Source organism: Chryseobacterium sp. CS3K3.1, from assembly GCF_059515165.1.
Genome location: NZ_JCAKRV010000017.1, coordinates 21,947 through 40,738, shown reverse-complemented (window position 1 = coordinate 40,738; position 18,792 = coordinate 21,947). Strand labels below are relative to the sequence as shown.

Annotated in this window: 22 protein-coding genes and 1 tRNA gene; 19 read left to right on the top strand and 4 right to left on the bottom strand. The window is 36.5% G+C overall.

Annotation, left to right across the window (positions count from 1 at the left end; genetic code table 11):
* The first annotated feature begins 5 nt into the window (after window positions 1-5).
* From AC5YGI_RS15870 to AC5YGI_RS15815, 12 genes are all read left to right on the top strand, one after another.
* Entirely contained in the window at window positions 6-1,505 is a 1,500-nt protein-coding gene (locus AC5YGI_RS15870) for a RagB/SusD family nutrient uptake outer membrane protein (RefSeq protein WP_496168970.1), read from the top strand.
* Window positions 1,506-1,679: 174 nt separating this feature from the next.
* Window positions 1,680-2,297 (top strand): hypothetical protein, encoded by a 618-nt coding sequence (locus tag AC5YGI_RS15865; protein ID WP_330745210.1) that lies wholly within the window; start codon window positions 1,680-1,682, stop codon window positions 2,295-2,297.
* Window positions 2,297-2,917 carry a hypothetical protein gene (locus tag AC5YGI_RS15860; protein ID WP_496168968.1) on the top strand — a complete coding sequence of 207 codons (621 nt, stop codon included), beginning with the start codon at window positions 2,297-2,299 and terminating at the stop codon, window positions 2,915-2,917. The genes AC5YGI_RS15865 and AC5YGI_RS15860 overlap by 1 nt, the downstream gene beginning before the upstream one ends.
* Window positions 2,918-3,011: 94 nt before the next feature.
* Window positions 3,012-3,302: a winged helix-turn-helix domain-containing protein gene (locus AC5YGI_RS15855; RefSeq protein ID WP_496168967.1), complete on the top strand. Its 291-nt coding sequence runs from the start codon at window positions 3,012-3,014 to the stop codon at window positions 3,300-3,302.
* Between the two features lie 59 nt (window positions 3,303-3,361).
* A complete protein-coding gene (locus AC5YGI_RS15850; RefSeq protein ID WP_446106805.1) occupies window positions 3,362-3,652 on the top strand; it encodes a hypothetical protein in 291 nt (96 codons plus the stop codon).
* Between the two features lie 32 nt (window positions 3,653-3,684).
* A complete protein-coding gene (locus AC5YGI_RS15845) occupies window positions 3,685-3,987 on the top strand; it encodes a hypothetical protein (protein WP_330745214.1) in 303 nt (100 codons plus the stop codon).
* Between the two features lie 6 nt (window positions 3,988-3,993).
* Window positions 3,994-4,479 (top strand): Coq4 family protein, encoded by a 486-nt coding sequence (locus tag AC5YGI_RS15840; protein ID WP_330745215.1) that lies wholly within the window; start codon window positions 3,994-3,996, stop codon window positions 4,477-4,479.
* Window positions 4,480-4,488: 9 nt separating this feature from the next.
* The gene (locus tag AC5YGI_RS15835; protein WP_330745216.1) at window positions 4,489-4,731 is read left to right on the top strand and encodes a hypothetical protein; all 243 of its coding nucleotides are present in this window, start codon (window positions 4,489-4,491) and stop codon (window positions 4,729-4,731) included.
* A gap of 114 nt (window positions 4,732-4,845) precedes the next feature.
* Entirely contained in the window at window positions 4,846-6,216 is a 1,371-nt protein-coding gene (locus tag AC5YGI_RS15830; protein ID WP_330745217.1) for a DUF4153 domain-containing protein, read from the top strand.
* A gap of 5 nt (window positions 6,217-6,221) precedes the next feature.
* Window positions 6,222-6,926, top strand: a complete 705-nt coding sequence (locus tag AC5YGI_RS15825; protein WP_330745218.1) for a DUF1361 domain-containing protein — start codon at window positions 6,222-6,224, stop codon at window positions 6,924-6,926.
* 52 nt (window positions 6,927-6,978) lie between these two features.
* Window positions 6,979-7,518 carry a hypothetical protein gene (locus tag AC5YGI_RS15820; protein WP_330745219.1) on the top strand — a complete coding sequence of 180 codons (540 nt, stop codon included), beginning with the start codon at window positions 6,979-6,981 and terminating at the stop codon, window positions 7,516-7,518.
* A gap of 60 nt (window positions 7,519-7,578) precedes the next feature.
* Window positions 7,579-8,091 (top strand): hypothetical protein, encoded by a 513-nt coding sequence (locus tag AC5YGI_RS15815; protein WP_137905297.1) that lies wholly within the window; start codon window positions 7,579-7,581, stop codon window positions 8,089-8,091.
* A gap of 86 nt (window positions 8,092-8,177) precedes the next feature.
* On the opposite strand, the gene AC5YGI_RS15810 is transcribed toward AC5YGI_RS15815, so the two are convergent.
* The 3 genes from AC5YGI_RS15810 to AC5YGI_RS15800 all read right to left on the bottom strand — a co-directional run bounded on the left by AC5YGI_RS15810 (window position 8,178) and on the right by AC5YGI_RS15800 (window position 11,003).
* On the bottom strand, window positions 8,178-9,836 hold the full coding sequence (locus tag AC5YGI_RS15810; RefSeq protein ID WP_330745220.1) for a S8/S53 family peptidase: 1,659 nt from the start codon (window positions 9,834-9,836) through the stop codon (window positions 8,178-8,180).
* Between the two features lie 252 nt (window positions 9,837-10,088).
* Window positions 10,089-10,538 carry a D-aminoacyl-tRNA deacylase gene (dtd, locus tag AC5YGI_RS15805; protein WP_202840527.1) on the bottom strand — a complete coding sequence of 150 codons (450 nt, stop codon included), beginning with the start codon at window positions 10,536-10,538 and terminating at the stop codon, window positions 10,089-10,091.
* A 9-nt stretch (window positions 10,539-10,547) separates the two neighbouring features.
* Window positions 10,548-11,003: a hypothetical protein gene (locus AC5YGI_RS15800; RefSeq protein ID WP_330745221.1), complete on the bottom strand. Its 456-nt coding sequence runs from the start codon at window positions 11,001-11,003 to the stop codon at window positions 10,548-10,550.
* A 109-nt stretch (window positions 11,004-11,112) separates the two neighbouring features.
* On the opposite strand from AC5YGI_RS15800, the gene greA reads away from it, so the two are divergent.
* The 7 genes from greA to AC5YGI_RS15765 all read left to right on the top strand — a co-directional run bounded on the left by greA (window position 11,113) and on the right by AC5YGI_RS15765 (window position 17,030).
* Window positions 11,113-11,583: a transcription elongation factor GreA gene (gene greA / locus AC5YGI_RS15795; protein ID WP_002981731.1), complete on the top strand. Its 471-nt coding sequence runs from the start codon at window positions 11,113-11,115 to the stop codon at window positions 11,581-11,583.
* 57 nt (window positions 11,584-11,640) lie between these two features.
* Window positions 11,641-12,030 carry an HIT family protein gene (locus tag AC5YGI_RS15790; protein WP_047429226.1) on the top strand — a complete coding sequence of 130 codons (390 nt, stop codon included), beginning with the start codon at window positions 11,641-11,643 and terminating at the stop codon, window positions 12,028-12,030.
* A 68-nt stretch (window positions 12,031-12,098) separates the two neighbouring features.
* The gene (gene clpX, locus AC5YGI_RS15785) at window positions 12,099-13,286 is read left to right on the top strand and encodes an ATP-dependent Clp protease ATP-binding subunit ClpX (protein ID WP_110010700.1); all 1,188 of its coding nucleotides are present in this window, start codon (window positions 12,099-12,101) and stop codon (window positions 13,284-13,286) included.
* A gap of 74 nt (window positions 13,287-13,360) precedes the next feature.
* Window positions 13,361-15,331: a T9SS type A sorting domain-containing protein gene (locus AC5YGI_RS15780; protein ID WP_330745222.1), complete on the top strand. Its 1,971-nt coding sequence runs from the start codon at window positions 13,361-13,363 to the stop codon at window positions 15,329-15,331.
* Between the two features lie 5 nt (window positions 15,332-15,336).
* The gene (locus AC5YGI_RS15775; protein ID WP_110010702.1) at window positions 15,337-15,558 is read left to right on the top strand and encodes a signal peptidase; all 222 of its coding nucleotides are present in this window, start codon (window positions 15,337-15,339) and stop codon (window positions 15,556-15,558) included.
* A 61-nt stretch (window positions 15,559-15,619) separates the two neighbouring features.
* Window positions 15,620-16,912 carry a TlpA family protein disulfide reductase gene (locus AC5YGI_RS15770; RefSeq protein WP_330745223.1) on the top strand — a complete coding sequence of 431 codons (1,293 nt, stop codon included), beginning with the start codon at window positions 15,620-15,622 and terminating at the stop codon, window positions 16,910-16,912.
* Window positions 16,913-16,956: 44 nt separating this feature from the next.
* Window positions 16,957-17,030 (top strand) — tRNA-Met (locus AC5YGI_RS15765).
* Between the two features lie 406 nt (window positions 17,031-17,436).
* Here the strand turns inward: AC5YGI_RS15765 and AC5YGI_RS15760 are convergent.
* A complete protein-coding gene (locus AC5YGI_RS15760; protein WP_181397983.1) occupies window positions 17,437-18,735 on the bottom strand; it encodes an HlyD family secretion protein in 1,299 nt (432 codons plus the stop codon).
* Window positions 18,736-18,792: the final 57 nt, after the last annotated feature.

Sequence of the window (18,792 nt, the reverse complement as noted above, 5' to 3'; positions counted from 1 at the left end):
TAATAATGAAAAATATCGTAAAACAATATATAAAATGGGCTGTTGTGCTTTCAGTCCTTACGGGAATGGCTTCATGCCAGAGTGATTATCTTGAGACAGATCCTACCACTGCAGCTTCAGAAGAAGCGGCTTATTCAAGTGCAGCCAATCTTATGGCTATTGTAAATGGTATGCATAGAGATATGTACTACAGACAAAGTGATCAAGGGCAGAATGGCCAGGGCGGAATCATGATTATAATGGATGCTTTAGCAGATGACCTTGTTTTTCCATCTACAGGAAATGGCTGGTATGTCTCAGCTGTAAGATGGCAGGATCAGGTAAATGATAATGCTTCCAATGATCTTTATCCTTACCAGTTTTATTATGCATTGATCAGAAACGCAAATATGGTTATTGCTAATGGTCCTTCAGTTCCTGCCCCTACTGCAGCTGATGCATCTACCATTAAAACAGCCATTGGTGAAGCATATGCATTCAGAGCGCTCTGTTATTATATGCTGGTTCAGATTTATGGAAAAAGATATGTTCCGGGTACGAACAATACTCAGCTTGGCGTTCCTATCAGATTGGTAGCTAGTGAAGTGCCTCTGGCAAGAAATACGGTAGAAGAAGTATATACTCAGATAAATAAAGACCTTGACGAGGCTGCAGCCAGACTTGGAAGTACAAGAGCTACGAAATCTCATTTTAACGATAAAGTGATTTTGGGACTCAGAGCCAGAATAGCATTAACGCAAGGGAATTATGCTGTAGCTATAACAGCGGCTCAATCCGCTCGTACAGGATTTCCATTGATGGATAATGCGACTTACACTGCAGGCTTTAATAATTTGGCAGGCAATGGTGAATGGATGTGGGGAGCTACAATCATAGCAGATCAGGGGGATACGTTTTCAAACTTTGGAGCGTATATGTCAAGAAACTTTAATTCTACGAATATTCGTCAGGCTCCAAAAGCGATTAACAGTAAATTATTCCTTTCATTCCCATCTACAGATGTAAGAACTAAGAATTTTGATCCAACAGGAGCGCATACAGCTCTGGCTTTACCTTCAACATATTCTAAATTCCCTTATACAGGTCAGAAATTCCTTGCAGCAAGTCAGGCAGACAGTAGAGTAGATGTTCCTTATATGCGGTCTGCAGAAATGTACCTTATTGAAGCAGAAGCTTTGGCTAGATCTGGAAACGAAGCTGGTTCTAAAGCTGTTTTTGATGTATTTGCAAAAAACAGAAATCCTTCTTATAGTGGTGCTACAACAACAGGAGCAGCTTATATCACTGAAATTCTTAACAGCAGAAGGCTTGAATTTTGGGGTGAAGGCTTCAGATTCTTGGATCTGAAAAGATTAAACCAAGGTTTAGATAGAACAGGAGCTAATCATTCTTCTGTAGTGACCAATAATTTAATGACAGTAGCTAATACAGACTTACGTTGGGAATTCCTGATACCAAGAGCTGAGATCAATGCTAATCCATTAATTGTTCAGAATCCATTATAACACGTACAAATTTTAATATATTATGGAGAACCTGGCTTTGGCTGGGTTCTCTTTTTTTTATTTCTACGTGTTGGCAAAAACGATGAGGTGTCCAGAAAAAATATTTCCAGAATTTTAAATAAAAACTTGGAAGATTGAAAATAAATTATAACTTTGTAATTCAAAGTTCTTTTTATGGATTCAAAAAACTATCACGAAGACTTATCCCATATCCGTTCTATGATGGAGCGGTCCTCCAGATTTATTTCTTTAAGTGGTTTATCCGGAGTTGTTGCGGGCTTAACGGCTATTATCGGTGCTGTATATGTGTACTGCGTTTTTCAGAGGGAAGGAATCAGTTATTTTGATGGAGACAGAAACATTCTTGGGCCTGCCATGGTGAAAGAACTTGTGATGATTGGGATTGCAATTTTGGTTGTAGCTGTCCTTAGTGGTTATATTTTTACCGCCCATAAAAGCAAAAAGAAAGGTTTGAAGATCTGGGATGCTACAACAAAGCGACTTTTGGTTACCTTTGCAGTGCCTTTGGCAGCAGGAGGAATCTTTTGTCTCGCGCTTCTTTATCATCATCTTTTTGTTTTCATTGCTCCGGCAACGCTTATTTTTTATGGATTGGCTCTGGTAGCCGCAGAACGATATACATTAACGGATGTAAAGTATTTAGGATATCTTGAGATTATTTTAGGACTTGTTTCTTTGTTCTTTTTAGGATGGGGATTACTGTTTTGGGCCATTGGTTTCGGTGTTCTGCATATTGTGTATGGATTGATCATGCATAAGAAGTATAAATAATGGGAATTGGTTTTGTCATATTAATACACCTTTTTGCTATCTCAGTTTTCGGTTTTATCTGTGCTTTTGTAGGTTGTTTATTTACTTATTTTATAAGCGGAAAAGAAAGAAGAAGGAATAAAATGATATTAGCATTTATAGGACCTTTTGTGGTATTTTATGCATTCTATATTGTAGGAATTATCAGCTTATCCATTGTGTCAGAAAATAAGAAAGTGGATGTTGGAATAGGTGATGCCTGGTATGTTCCTTTGAAAAATGCTCATCAGCTGTTATTTATTGATTTGCCTGAACAAGCGAGCATTAATACCGAAAATGGGCTGACATTGGTTTCACAAGTGGCCAAAATGGAAGAATTGGGTAATCAGGTTTTTGGAAAAACATTTGACAATCAGTATTTTGTCATTGATTTACAAACAAATGAAGTAAAAACTTTTCAAACAGAGAAAGAATTGAGTGTCTTACATGTAAATAAAAAACTCAATCTGGTAGACGCAACTGAGTTTTATTCAGAAAAGAAAAATGCTATTATGGGCTATTGGCCTTTGTTGATAATGTTGTTATCTCTTATTATCAGTATTGGAGCGGTGTACATATGGAAGTTAATATTAATTTTTTAATTGTAAAGTTGCTTCAGGCTGTATTAATAGAGAAGTAAAGAAAATGAAAGATAGTCAGATTTTGGCTATTTCAGAATAAATAAGATAAAGTAAAATGATCAAAATAAATCAGCTCAATAAAGAATTCGAAAGCCGTGTAAGACTGGGGATAATGTCCGTTCTTATGGTTAACGACTGGGTTGATTTTTCCGAAATGAAAAACCTGCTCGAAATAACCGATGGAAATTTGGCAAGCCACAGCAATGCACTGGAAAAAGCAGGCTATATCGAAGTAAAGAAGGAATTTGTCGGGAAGAAACCTAAAACGTCTTATCGTGTTACACAGAGCGGAAGGCAGGCGTTTAATGAGCATTTAGATGCACTTGAAAAATTATTGGGACGATAGTCCTATATTTTTTTGAAAATTAACTTTGAATTACAAAGTACTTTACAAAATTAAATAAAATGATAACACAAAAACAAAAAACAGTCGCAATTTATGCCCTTCCATTGGTTGTACTCAGTATTCCATTGGTTGGAAATCTAGTGTCTAAAGAAGTAAACTGGTCAGGATCCGATTTTCTGATTGCAGGAGCTTTGCTTTTTACAGCCGCTTTTCTCATCAATCTGGTTAGAAATAAAATCAAAAAGCAAAGCCAGAGAATGATAGTCTGCATTCTCATATTACTGGCTCTGGTACTTATTTGGGTCGAATTAGCCGTAGGAATCTTCGGAAGTCCGTTTGCTGGAAGCTGATCAACCTTTTTTATTTATTAAACCTTGAAATAATGAAAGATCAAAAAATTATATACTTCGGAAGATTCATATTCGGATTATTCTTTTTAGCCGGAAATACCTGTCTTTTCGGGTACATTCTAACAAAAGAATATTGGTTTGCAGACTCAGGATTTCTACTGATTACCTATGGAACTGTATTCAATATTATTGTCCTATCAATTTTGTTGATATATGCTGCTGCAGACCGGTCTGCAAGTAAAGCCTGTTTACAGTCGGCGGGGTTAATTCTGATCAATATACCCATAGCTATACTTTATACCATAATAGGATGCAATCTTGTTATTTTTAATTAATTCACTATGAAAAAAATACGTGTTCAGTTTCTGCTTTTTGTGTACGATAAAACTCAAAAGCTATACAGAAAATATTTCAAAAAGAAAAAAAGGCAGTGGCAGTTCAATGAAAAACAACTGTTGGAATTTCGGGAAGATTCTTTAGGCCGAAAACTGGGAGAATTTTATAGAAAACACGGTTTTTCGATGATCCCTAAAATGGAAAATCATGATGTTCACCACCTGATTACAGGTTGTGGAACCAACTTTGAAGATGAAATTGCCATGCAGTATCTGCTCCTTGGTAACGGTAAACTCAATGCACATCTACTGGCTGCAATCGTATTAGGAACAATTATCCTGCCGGAGTATGTAAAAATTTATATCAAAGCGTATAAAAAGGGACAAAATATGAGAACCTTTCATCACTGGGATTTTGAAGAATTGCTATGGCAGAATTATGAACATTTGAAAGATTTTATTCAACAGAAAGAAACGGTAGTTCTTCACTAAAAACTAAAGATGATGGGAAAAATAAAATTCAGTCCGTTGGGAAAAAAAACATTTTTAATCTCCTTTTTGCTGGGTACCTCTTTGCTGCTTTTATTTTGGATTACAAAAGCTGAATTTCTCGTGATACTCGGATTTTACTATGTGGTGATTGCGGCTGTAGTGAATCTGTTAATCACTTTATATGAGTTGATGGAATACCTGAGTGATGTTTCCGAAAAGAAATGGAAATTCTGTTCTTCTATTGCTGCTTAATATTCCTATTACTTTTCTCTATCTCACTCTATTCTTAATTTTTGATAATCTCAATACCTGGCCACATTAAATCTTTCAATTCTTTAAATTTTCAATCTTTAAATCATTAACCTCATGAAAACACATCATTATATATTTCTTACAGCCCTTCTCTTTGTCATCGTCTTTTATGATCAGGATGTTGGGCTGAATCTTGGAATTCTTGGAATTGTCTATGCCGTATTAACACTTTTTAAAACACCGGAAAAGAATAAAACAAGAACATTGCATGCACTTTTTGGAACAAGTATCCTGTCCAGTATTGCATTTGCCTGGTTCGGAGATTTTCCATCCTTTATTGCGGTGGTAAGCTCACTGCTTTTGCTGGGATATAAATCGAAGAACAAGAGGTTGAAGATTCTCTTTTTAATTCCGGTTTTTATCGTAAACTGCTGTACTTCATTCTGCCGTTTTTTCAGCTTTGATGAATGGCTGCCTAAGAAGAATATTCCAGGATTATGGCAAAATACATTGGCTTTCTTTTTGATTCCACTAGTGCTGGTTTCCGTTTTCTTTGGAATTTACTCTGCAGGAAGTGATCATTTTGCTGCTCTTTTTACAGATTATGAGCTGGATCTTAATATCTGGCAGGTATTCTGTCTCTCGGTTTTAGGGGTTTTTATCGCTTTTAATTACTGGAACTATGCGGTGGAAAAGCTCATCTACAAAAACAATCATGTCCTGGATAATGAGTTTGGTAAAGATTCCAGAATTCCCAAGGCTACTTATTCTTTTCTTGATCTTGATGCAGAGAGAATAAGCGGAATCATTTCTTTTGCCTTGCTAAATGTTTTACTGGTATTCTTTATTATTACCTATAATTATGAACAGTTTTATGAAGCTGTAAAAACACCTGTTCAGCTTTCAGAAGAAACCCATGAGAGAGTAAACGCCGTTATTATGTCTATTGTCATGGCAATTCTTGTGATTATGTTTTATTTTAAATCAGGATTTAATTTTGATCCAAAAGCAGGTTCACTGAAACTATTAGCCAAAATATGGATTTTCCTTAATGCTGTTCTTGTTATTTCCGCAGCCCTTAAAAACTATGAGTATATTGTTTATTATGCATTTACTTATAAAAGACTAGGTGTATTTGCTTTCCTGCTTTTATCACTGATCGGTCTTGTTCTGACTTATATTAAAATTCAAAAGCAGAAAAGAAATATTTTCCTTGTTAACACTATGATCTGGTATTTTTATGGAACTGTCCTTGTGTGCAGTTACTTCAACTGGGGTGGTTTTATTACTTCCCAGAACATGAAACGAAAGGATTTTGCGGTCAACTATCATGTAACTTCCATCAATTTCAGTGAAAAAGCACTTTTGAAATATGCGGATGAAAAAAATGATCAGAAACTTAAAAAGACCGTACAGGATAAGGTGAAAAACGAAACTTCTAAAACTTTCCTTTCAAAGATTTTGTATTATCAGACCCTAAAATAAAAGGTATGAAAAATTTTTTTGAATCCTCAAGACTTACAATTACTGTATTGTTGATACTAATGACTCTGTTCTGTTTCAGTCTTTCTGCTTTCAGATACTATATCAGTGATACAAAAGTGTTTTTGTTTCTCAACTGGAACCTCTTTTTGGCGTGGATTCCATTATTATTAAGTTCTCTTGTTCTTGCTTTTAATATCAGAAGTAAAATCTCGCTGGTCTTTATTATTATAATCTGGATTTTGTTCTTTCCCAATTCTCCCTACATTCTGACAGATCTTTTTCATCTCAGAGCAAGAAATTCAATTCCGATCTGGTATGATCTCATTGTGATTCTTTCTTATGCATGGACCGGACTGATCTGCGGATTTATTAGCCTTAATGATATTGAAAAACGACTTTCTGATTACGGGAAAAAAAATAGTATCAATGGAATTATTGTATTTTTTCTTTTCATGAGCAGCTTTGGAGTTTATCTTGGCCGTTTTCTGAGATGGAACAGCTGGGATGTACTTCATGATCCTTTCGGCCTGTTCTCTGATATTGTAGTGAGATTTATTTATCCGATGGAATATACCAAAACATGGGGTGTTACTCTTTTGATGGGAATTATGCTCAACTTGATGTACTTTACATTTAAATGGTCGGGCATCAGTGAAGAAAAAGAATTGCAGCTGGGAAGCAAATCATTAACCGGATTGGAACAGTTTTAGCATTTAAATGAGCTCAGCATAATAATGTTGATCCATTCTTAAAATAAATATTATGAAAAAAAGCTTATTGTTAATTCCTTTGATTATTGTTGCCTGTAAAAAAGAACCTGCTGTGACAAACGTTCCGGAGAAAGATTCTGCAGTGGTAACAGAAATGTCGGATTCTGTGGTAAAAACAGATTCTGCAGCATTAAGAAAGAAAGACTCCATTATTAACAATGCTCCGGCCACTAAGGAAGTTCTGCGAAAAGGGGTAATGAGAAATGAAAAAGACGGACAGATCATAAGAACGGCGGACGCTAATCAGCTACCTTTTACCATTGGAGAAGAATTTACAAAAGATGATCAGGATTTTATTTTAAAACTGACCCACTACGACCGCCCGACCATCAAAGCAAAAATTTCTACCAAAGAAAAGGACTTCAATATCCGGTTCAATCAGATCAGACTTCCAAACGGAAATTATGACGGGCCTTTCGGAAGAGAAATCACCTATGATACTCCCGGAAAAGGTGAAGTATGGCTGATTATCGGGAAAAGTAACATGGCTTCCGGAAATACAAAAGGAAGTTTTACGGTAGCGGTGGAATAAAATTCAATCAATTTGGTACAATTTCTGCAAACTAACCTTTAAGTTTAAAATTTAAAAATTATGAAAAATATAGTTCTAACAGCAATGGCCGCTTCAGCTGTACTCGTAAGTTGCGGAACCGTACAGTCGCTGGTTCAGAATACATTTCCATACACAACGAATGTTTTGGTGTCTACGGGAGTTCCTGCAGATAAAGAAGTTTCTTCCACTGCAACAGCTACCAATGTACAGACCTGGTTCGGAGGAAATAACAATGCAAAGATTAAAGACGTAAGAATTTCTGATGCGAAAATCTCTGTAGCTTCTCCTTCAGGAGGAAATCTGAGTGCTTTCAAAACTGTGAAAATATACGTTTCATCCAACGGAACAGGAGAAAGACTCATCGCTTCGCGCTCCAATATTTCCACCAATTCTTCCAGCTTAAATCTTGATCTTAATGATACCGGATTTCTGGATGAAATTGTAAAAAGTTCTGGTTTAACAGTAAGAACAGTGTACGAGCTGAAAAATCAGACCTCTTCAGATATGAACATCAAAGTAGCGCTGAATTTCAGCAGTGTTCCTGCCCAATAAGTGCATAAAAAATACTATCTAAAAACCCTCTTGCAGTATTCTGTAAGAGGGTTTAATGTGAAGTAAAATGTATATAAAATCTTATTTTAGAGTTTTGTTAATTTCTCAACAACCCTTCTCTGTCCTTCATTAATATTAATAATGTACTGACCTGTAGGCAATTGTGAAATATCAATTTTTTCATTTGGTAAAACTGAATTTTTGATAACCGTACGACCCTGAAGATTAATAATCTCTACATCCAGTTTTTTATTTTCCTTGCTTTGAATAGCGATAGAGCTGCTGGACGGGTTAGGGTAGATTTTAACTTCCAATGCCGGTAAAGCTGTAACAGGGGTTGCCAATTTACTTTCCAGCTGAAGAATCGCATTCTTCACATTGGGAAGAGGCCCGATCTTTTGGCCGGTCACAGTTCCTCCCTGAGGAATCCCCGTTGAAATTAAAAGGTTTTTCATCGCTGAAGGGGTTAAGTACTGACCTGTAGTCTGACGATAGTAAGACTGGATCAAAATTGCCGCAGAAGATACCACCGGCGTAGCAGAACTGGTACCGCTGAAATAATTATAGGTTCTGTTATTATCATTGTCATATTTCGCATAAGATCCATAACCTGCTGCCATCACACTGCTTCCCCAGCCCTGTACATCCACTCTGTTTCCATAAGTACTGAAACTTAATTTTGAATGGGTTGTATTGGGAGATCCTGCTCCTACAATGATAGCTCCGCTGTTTCCTCTTGCAAGATAGGTAGCATAAAAAGGGTCATCCAGGTTCTGATTCCCGTTACCTGCCGCTGCGATAATAATGATTCCTGAATCAGTAGCAGCTTTGGTAAGATCCCAGATTACTTTATCATATTCTGCAGGACAATATTGCCCGTCTTTTCCGCCAGTCTGCATTTCATATAAAATAATATCGCCCGCCTGAGAAGCATTGATGGATCTGCTGACGGCAGAAGCTCTGTTATAACCTACTGTTGTCCATTCCATATATCCTTTTATTTCAGAAGCATTGTAGGCTGCTCCCGTAAGACCAATATTATCTTTTACAGAACCTAAAATACTTACTACTGCCGTTCCGTGATCACGGTAATTATTATTGGCCAGCCCGGCATTCGGAGAATATCCCGGTTCCAGTTGTATGGAGTTTTGATTAGACAGCATCTCGTGAGTTTTATAGAAACCATATTCTACATCCCGCACACGGATATTCTGTCCTGTGATTCCTCGGGACCATGCATATTTGGCGTTGATTCCCGGATTGTCATTCAGGTAGGTCTGCAGGCTTTCCAGATCAGGGGTTGCCACAAAAGCATTTACCAAAGGTGGTTCGATAGGTTCGGCACTCATTACGGAAACATATTCTATTTCAGGAAATCTCTCCAGGGTATGGATGATTTTTTCTGAGGCTTCTTTATTTTGCAGAGGAATATCAGCCTTATAAATTCTTTTCAGTTTTTCCACAGATTCTGTGGAATTTCCGATGGCCCTGCTGTTCCTGGCCATTTCATCAAGTTTGCTGTCCGTGAAGTCCAGATCATACTTGAATGCGATGTGATTTTCTCTTGAAAATCTTTCCAGATCAGCGTTTCTGCTGAAGGCTGTTTTTTCTGAATTGATGCCTTTTGAAAAGCAAACATAAATAATTGAACTTTGTTCAGTAGCCATTTTGGGCTGGCTGTCCTGCCCGAATGACAGAGTAGAACAGAACGCAAACAATGTGAAAAGGTTGATTTTTGTTTTCATATAATTTTGTTAAATGGTTGTAAATCAGTTTTGATTTATACCAAAAATAATAATAAAATGAAAACAAATCACGTTTTTGTGAATTTATTTTTTGCATTTTGAGCCTTGCCTTTTGTATAAAGGATTTCTTTGCTTACAAAAAATAAACCTGCCATGTTTAAAAAGGACTATTGAGTACCCGTGTATCAAAAAAAAAATCCGTCTCAATGTATTGAAACGGATTGCGTTATATAGAACTTTGTCTTTTTCTGTTTAACTTTTAGTAATAGAATCCATTACAATGGTTACCGGCCCGTCATTGATCAGGGACACTTTCATATCGGCCCCAAAGATTCCGCTTTCGGTTTTTAATCCCGATTTAGCTATTTCTTCCTTAAAATAATCAAAAAGAGGTACAGCTTTATCCGGTTTTGCAGCCTTTATGAAAGAAGGTCTGTTGCCTTTTTTATAATCTGCAATTAATGTAAACTGGCTGATGCAAAGAATTTCTCCTGAAATATCCTTCACAGACAGATTAAGCTTGTCATCTTCATCACCAAAGATTCTAAGGTTTAAAACCTTCTGTACAAGCCAGTCTGCATCAGCTTTTTCATCATTTTCATCGATACCTGTCAGCAGCATCAGTCCTTTCCCGATTTCACCCACAATTTTTCCGTCTACTTGTACGCTGGCTTCGGAGACTCTTTGTATAACGATCTTCATCTTATAATTTTAATAATAAACATTTAAGGTTTTGCTTGCTGCATCGTAACTGTAAGGATAAGTTTTAGGCGGCAGAGATGTTTTTGCGCCTGATTCCGGCTGCCCGGTACTTAAAATCCATCTTGTATTATCCTCAGGACATATAATGGCAATATTATCCTTTACCTCAAGAGTTGTATTGTTACCAGGACATATATGCGGAGCATTTCTGTCATACACTTTAAATCCGTTGGCTGTCCGGACAATAATCAATCCTCTGGTTCCTGATTGCTGTTCGTTCACATAAATCCAGCCGTTGATATTGTTCAAAACGTAGTAAGCAGGCAGGTTTAAATTAAGCGATACATTGATAGGAACATTGGGAAAGCAGGTTACGGTATCTTCTCTGCTTCCACATGAGTTTATGGTTAAATTACTGAAAATCAACAAACTGAAAATAGATAAGATTGAAAAAGTTTTTTTCATTTCAATTTAAATTTTTATATATTTGTAAAAATTAAACGATTACAACACGAAAACATTGTCCGGCAAATGTCGGATTATTTTTTTATACTAAAACTAAATTTTGAAAATTATGGCAAGCTATGTAACTAAGGAGGGCCTAGAGAAAATGAAAGCTGAGCTGGAACAGTTGGAAACTGTAGAGAGACCAAAAATTACTCAGCAGATCGCAGAAGCAAGAGATAAAGGAGATTTATCGGAAAATGCAGAATATGATGCGGCTAAAGAGGCTCAGGGGATGCTTGAAATGAGAATTTCCAAGCTGAAAGATGTTATTTCTACTTCTAAAATTATAGACGAAAGCCAATTAGATACTTCAAAAGTTTCAATCTTAACAACAGTGAAACTTAAAAATAATGCTACCAAGCAGGAGCAGGTATTTACATTGGTACCAGATAATGAAAGCGACCTGAAGACAGGGAAGATTTCTGTGAACACCCCTATCGCAAAAGGTCTGTTGGGAAAAGCTATTGGTGAAACTGCTGAAATTACTTTACCTAACGGAAACAAACTGTCTTTCGAAGTATTAGACATTTCTTTATAGTCTGATATCCCTTTCTATTTCTAAACTTCTAATTATCTAACCCAAACTTCTGATAAAATGAGCACTATATTCACGAAAATCATTAATGGCGAAATTCCCTCTTATAAGATTGCAGAAAATGAAAACTTTATTGCATTCTTAGACGCAATGCCTTTGGTGAAGGGACATACTTTAGTTGTTCCTAAAAAAGAAGTGGATCTGATTTTTGATCTTGAAAGTGAAGAATACAAAAACCTTTGGGGATTTGCCCAAGAGGTAGCCAAGAAGATCAAAACTGCAGTTCCATGTGTGAGAGTAGGAGTAGCAGTGGTGGGACTTGAAGTTCCTCATGCACACATCCATCTGATTCCTTTAAATAAGATGGAAGACATGAATTTCAGAAATGAAAGATTAAAATTAACGAACGAAGAATATACAGAGATTCAACACTCAATTATTAATTCTTAACAACCAGAAAATCGTAAAAAAGTAATTTTTTACGATTTTCTTTAACATATACATATATATTATATCATATGAACTCAAACCAATGTTCTTTCTGCGGCAGAAAAAGAAATGAAGTACAGATGCTGATTTCCGGGCAGAATGGTTTTATTTGTGAAAATTGTATAGAGCAGGCACATGCAATTGTAAAAGATGGTGCATCCAAAACAGGATATTCACCTGCAGACAGCATGGATGAGCTTAAAAAACCAAAAGAGATCAAAGAATTCCTTGATCAGTATGTAATTGGACAGGATCAGGCAAAAAAGCAGCTTTCAATTGCTGTATATAATCATTATAAAAGGTTGCTTCACGCTCAGGACGAAAACAGGGAGGTGGAGCTTGAAAAATCAAACATTATCATGATAGGGGAAACCGGAACAGGTAAAACCCTTCTGGCAAAAACGATTGCCAGAGAACTTAATGTCCCTTTCTGTATCGTAGATGCTACCATTTTAACAGAAGCCGGATATGTAGGAGAAGATGTTGAAAGTATCCTTTCAAGACTTCTTATGGTGGCAGATTATGATGTGGAAAAGGCTGAAAAAGGAATCGTTTTCATTGATGAGATTGATAAAATTGCCAGAAAATCAGACAACCCAAGTATTACAAGAGACGTTTCCGGAGAAGGAGTACAGCAGGGATTGCTGAAACTGCTGGAAGGAAGTATTGTGAATGTTCCGCCGCAGGGAGGAAGAAAGCACCCGGATCAGAAATATATTCAGGTAAATACCCAGAACATCTTATTTATTGCAGGAGGAGCTTTTGACGGAATTAAAGAAATCATCGAAAGGAGAATGAACAAGCAGGCCATCGGGTTCAGCTCTGAAAAAATCAATAAAACTGACGAAGACGAATATATATTAACAAATATTAATGCAATTGATCTTCGTACTTTCGGATTAATTCCCGAACTTTTAGGAAGATTTCCAATCATCACTTACCTCGATAAACTCACCAAAGAGACTCTGGTAAGAATCATGAAGGAACCTAAAAACTCTATCGTGAATCAATTTGTGGAACTTTTTAAAATGGATGGCACAAATTTGGTTATTACAGACGGAGCCATTGAAAAAATAGTGGAAGAAACTATTGAAAAAGGGCTAGGTGCAAGAGGCCTTAGAGGGACCACCGAAAAAGTTCTAGAAGACTACATGTTTTCAATAGGAGAGGAGAAAGATATCATCTTAAATGAAGATAATGTTTTGATTAATAGATAAAAAATTTTTTTTTTAAGAAAAATAATAATACCTTTGCGGGTGAAGATTGTATTAACACACAAATAATTTATACAATGAGAAAAAGTTTATTTGCTATAGGTCTTTTAGCAATTAGTTATTCTGTTCAGGCGCAGATACTATGTCATGTTGACACTAATGCTAATATGTATGTGAGCGAAGGCACCCTAGTTTATAGCGGTGGAGGTGTACAAACAAAGGGTAATGGCCTTTTGGACGTGCATGGAAATATCATGGTTGTAGGATCTGGTACGGATCTCTTAAAAACAATTGATGCCAGCGGTGCTGATAAGACTGATGGCGGAAATATCATCTTAAGACTGAATACCCCTGCTTCTTTTGCTACTTCCACGTATGGCCAGCTGTACATCGATGGGCTATCCCAGTCCAACATTACGGGTATTGTAACCAAAGAGTACAGAACTACAAGTAATGGTAGTGGTAATTATTTCCAGCAAGTTGCTTTGCCTTTCTATGGTAAAGCTTTAAGCTCATTATCTACTGAAGTTGGTAAGACTTTCAATACGGGTAGATACAGCAATCCGATTCTTAAGTGGGACAACGCTAATGCAGTTTCTGCACATTTTACAAATTTAGCAACTACAACTACTGATGGTCCGGGATATTATATGCTGAAAGTGACCAATAATGATTGGAACCCAAGCGCACCTGCAACCGGAACAGTATTCAATATTAACGGGAAACCATATGCTCCGTTAGCTGGAACTGTAACATTGCAGAATGGAGGAAAATCTAATTTGGGACCTTCTAATGTCGTATTCGGAGTTGGTGGTAACGCTGTGAATTCTTACAACGAAAAATACAACACTTATTTAGATGACAGTTTTGAGTTTACTACAAGCGCATGGGCTGGAACATTTGGGCAAAACTGGTATCAGTTTGGTAATCCATTTCTTACCAATTTAGATTTATCTAATATCGGATATACTGAAAGTGTTACCGGATCAGACGGAAATGCTGTAAAAAATATCTGGGGTATTGAATATAACCCGGGTACTGTTGTTACACTTCCTGGTGGTTCTACTTATGCTACAGGTGCTCAGGTGGTTACTTTTGTTACTACAGGTGATGGTGTTGCTCCAGCTGTAGGAGATGTTGATAATGTAGTAATGAAACCTATGCAGTCATTTAAAATAAAGTTAAGAGATAATACAGCTCAGACTTTAGATTTTAATACACTGAGAAGATTCAAATCAACAGCAAGAGCAGCAGGTACTCCTAATGGTGTAAATGCAGCCAGAATGGCTGGTAAAGGTACAAACAGTACAGTGAAACAGCTTGGGGTAATTGGTCTTGATGCTAATGGAAAAGAGATTTCCAGAACATATTATGTGGTTTCTCCATCATTTACAACAGGACACCAGGTTTCTACATCAACAACAGTTCAGGCTTCAGCGGGTACCAGAATCATTGGTACTTATGAAGAAGCATTGAATGGTGGGTATGATAACAATTATACTAATTATTGGTTATATATTAACGAAGCTAATGAGAGTAACTTCCAAGGTAAAAATGTTAAGTTAGTTAACTATAAACTTGATCAGGTTAAATCTTATAAGTTCGAGATCAGAGAAAATGCAGAACTTATTCCTGTTGGAACACACCAGTTATCTTCAGGAATTGGTTTCTACTATAAAGCAGAAAATGGAAATTTAGTACAGGCTAAACAGGGAGATGTTGTAGCCGTAACAAATGAAGAAGCTAACTTGTATTATGGTGAGCCAAGTAATATTACTTTGGCTGTAGATAAAACAGCTCCTAGTGTTTCCAGAACACTTGTTGTTTACGATCCATCAGTTACAAATTACATTGTTAGATTTGATCCAAAATGGAAAAAAGCGGACATTCAAGTTTATGATATGAGCGGTAAACTGGTAATCTCTAAAAAAGCGGTTGAAACATCCAGAGATTTTGTAATCGAGCTTGATGGCTCAGTTAAAAATTCATATGTTGTAAAAATCGTTTCTGATAAGGGAGAAACTGTTAATACTAAAATCTTAAAATAAACCACATGAAAACTATTAATAAACTAGTTCTGGCGTTTTTCCTGTTTGCTGTATCTTTAGCAAATGCCGCTCCACCACAACCAGCAATCCCGGGAGGAGGAGGAAATGGAGGAAATGGTACCGGGTCACCTGCCTCACCAATTGACATGTATGTATATGTACTTGGTATCGTAGCAATTGGATTTATTGTTTACTTTACAAAAAAGTACAAGAGCGTAAAAGCATAAAATTTTATTAAAATAATATTAAACTCTCTGATTAATCAGGGAGTTTTTTTATTTTTACTATATGAAAAAAATTTATATGCTATCTGCAGTTTTAACTGCATTTGCTCTGCAGGCTCAATTTACTGTTACAATTCAGACTCCGGCAGATTTTAAAGATCAGGACGCTATTTTATATACATTAAACGGATCAAAAGACATTATTGTTACTAAAGAACAGAGTAAGAATAGTACGTGGACTTTTAAATATCCGGGCCATTATATGGGGATGATGAAAGTCTATTTCCCTGGCTCCAATAATACTGTAAGCTTTATTTCTGAAAATAAAAATGTCAACTTTAAACTGGATATTCAGAATAATAAAGTGAAGGATGTTATCTATCTGGATGAAGCCAATAATCTGATGAGTAAACAACAGGAGGGTTCACAAAAAAAAGAGCTTATCTTACCGGCTTTAGCGCAGATTAAAGAATACTATAAAGATAATACCGACTTTGGAAAAGCGTTGAAAACAGAAATTGACAGGCTTTCCGGTGCATCAAGCTCTATTGATGCAGCGCAACACCCGTTTATTGCTTATTACAATACGAATTACAGCAAGTTCCTTTCCAACTCTCCTGATTCCGTGAAAAAAGTAGATCAGGAAGAAATAATCAACTTTCTGGACAAATCCGGTGATATGCTTGAAAGCTCATCGTTATTAAGACCTTTGTTGGTCGCTTATCTGAATTCAGGAGGGAATACAAACGTTACGGCGTCTGTTGATAAGTTATTGGATCGTTTAAAAGTAGAAACTCCAAGAGGGCAGACTGTATTGTCAGAATTGATTGATATTTTTGATGTCTATCAGATGGATGAATATAAGAGTAAATATCTGTCTCTTGCCAAAAATCTTAAGTGTACCATTAACGATAGACTTGCTTCTACGTTGAAATCGAACGCCAATATTGAAATGGGGGCGGTTTTCCCTAATTATAAGTTCCAGTCACCTGTTAATACCACTGCCAAATCATTACATGATATTAAAGCAGATAAAAAGGTCGTTGTCTTCTGGTCGTCCACATGTTCACACTGTGAAAGTGAACTTCCGAAACTTCTGGAAAAATACAATGACCTGAAATCAAAAAATATCCAGATTGTAGGACTGTCTTTGGATGTGGATAAGAATTCATATACCAAAAAAATCGCTGCATTTCCCTGGGTGAATGATTCAGAATTGAGAGGATGGAACAGCAGTTACACAGATTTGTATAATATTCATGCAACTCCGACGTATTTTATTTTGGACGCTAACAATAAGATAATCAGCAAACCAGATCATGTTGGAGATGTTTTAGAATATTTTAAGGTAAAATAATTTTGGAGGTAAAGAAATATTTTCTATATTTGCACCACCAAAACGGCGAGGTAGCTCAGTTGGTTAGAGCGCAGGATTCATAACCCTGAGGTCACGGGTTCAATTCCCGTCTTCGCTACAATAAACCGCAATCATTACACCAATGATTGCGGTTTTTACTTTTAAAAGAATTAATACTTTACTCTTTAATTCTTTCAACTAAATTTTATTTTTAATAATTTAGGTCTTCTGATGGAGTATTAAGGGAATAATTATACTTTTCAGCGTTAGTACTCAGATCATTTATTCGTCTTACGTCATTATCTCTTTTATATTCATGTTTTTGCTGTCCTTTTTTGATGATCTTACTGTCAGTAATAGGAAATCCTTTGTTTCGCTGAATTATGGCTGTAATGGCCTGTATAAAAGGAAAAGTATATTGCGTTTCCGGAAAATAGGATTATAGAAGTGGCCATCTTAAAAATAAAGAATAAAAAACCGTCTTACGCATCTGTAAAACGGTTTTAATGTTTTTTAAAAGCTTATCAAACCTGATATCCGAGCAGCTTTCTGATCTGATAGAAGAATCTTTCAATCAGTCGCAGATCCTGTGTGACAATCTCTGCACTGCCTCTAAGCTCTTTATCGAATGTAAGTGTTTTATTGTAGCTTGTTTTTAATCCTTTTGGCAAAATCACATCTACATAGTAGTTTCCTTTATCATCAGGAATCAGGGAGATGTTCTGTACTTTTCCTTCGATGATACCGTACTCCTGGAATCTGTAGTTATCCAGTTTAATCAGAACTTTTTCACCCGGAGTTATTTTTCCTGAGTTTGTTGTAGGTACGGACATTCTGCCCACCAACTGCTCTTTATTTTTAGGAAGAATAGAAAGGATAGGTTCTCCTACCTTTACGAATTGATTCTCGCCAAAAAACTGCTGAAAACTGGCAACGCCGTCTGTGGATGAGATCACCAGATAGTTCAGCTCCCACTGTTTCAAAGATTTTCGCAGCTGTTCAAGAAGCTGTAGGGTTTGTGATGAGTAGGTAATTCTGTCTTTTTCTGTGTTAATGGCAGTTCCGCTTTTGGTTTTATTCAGGTTGGAGATCCCTTCATCCATTTGTGATATGGAAATTTTAATATTCTCAAGATTTTGCTGAGCCTGAAGATATTTGATTTTTTCGTTTTCAAGTTCCATAGCAGAGATAACACCCTGATTAAATAGTTCCTGAGATCTGTTGAAATTTTTCTTAGTCAGATCATACTTTATAGACTCCAGGTTTTTCTGCTGTTTTAACGTGGCAATTCTTACTTTATATTCTGAAATACTCTGATTGGCCGCCAGATTTTCGGGAGCGTATGGCTGTAATCTTGTAAAAAGGGCTTCGTCCTGAAACGCTTTTGCAAAACTGTTGTACTCACCCTGTAATTCCCCAAGCTTAAATCTTGAAGCCTGAGCAATAGGGAAGGAGTATAATTGATCGGGGGTAATGGAGTCTACCAGTTTTTTAAGCTCTAAAATATCCTTATAGTTGGCTGCAGACTGCATTACCATCAGGACATCATTCTTTTTAACTTCCTGGTGGTCTTTTATGAATATTTTTTCAATTTTAGAGCTGGTTCGTGCTTCTATTTTCTCCGGAGGGTTCTGAGAAGTCACAATAATAGGAGCCGGCACAAATTCCGGATATTTTATAATGTAGCTCATTAAGAGAATCAACAGCAGGATAATAAATATCACCGTATTTCCCCAGCGGATCATCCAATGCGGCGGCTGGGTAAGAATATCCTGTACGCTTTCTGAGCGGAGTTCAATATTGTCTAAAACGTCTTCTTTCATTGTTATGTAGTAAAATTTCCCCCAATATTTCAGGGGGAATATAATTTAAATAATTGG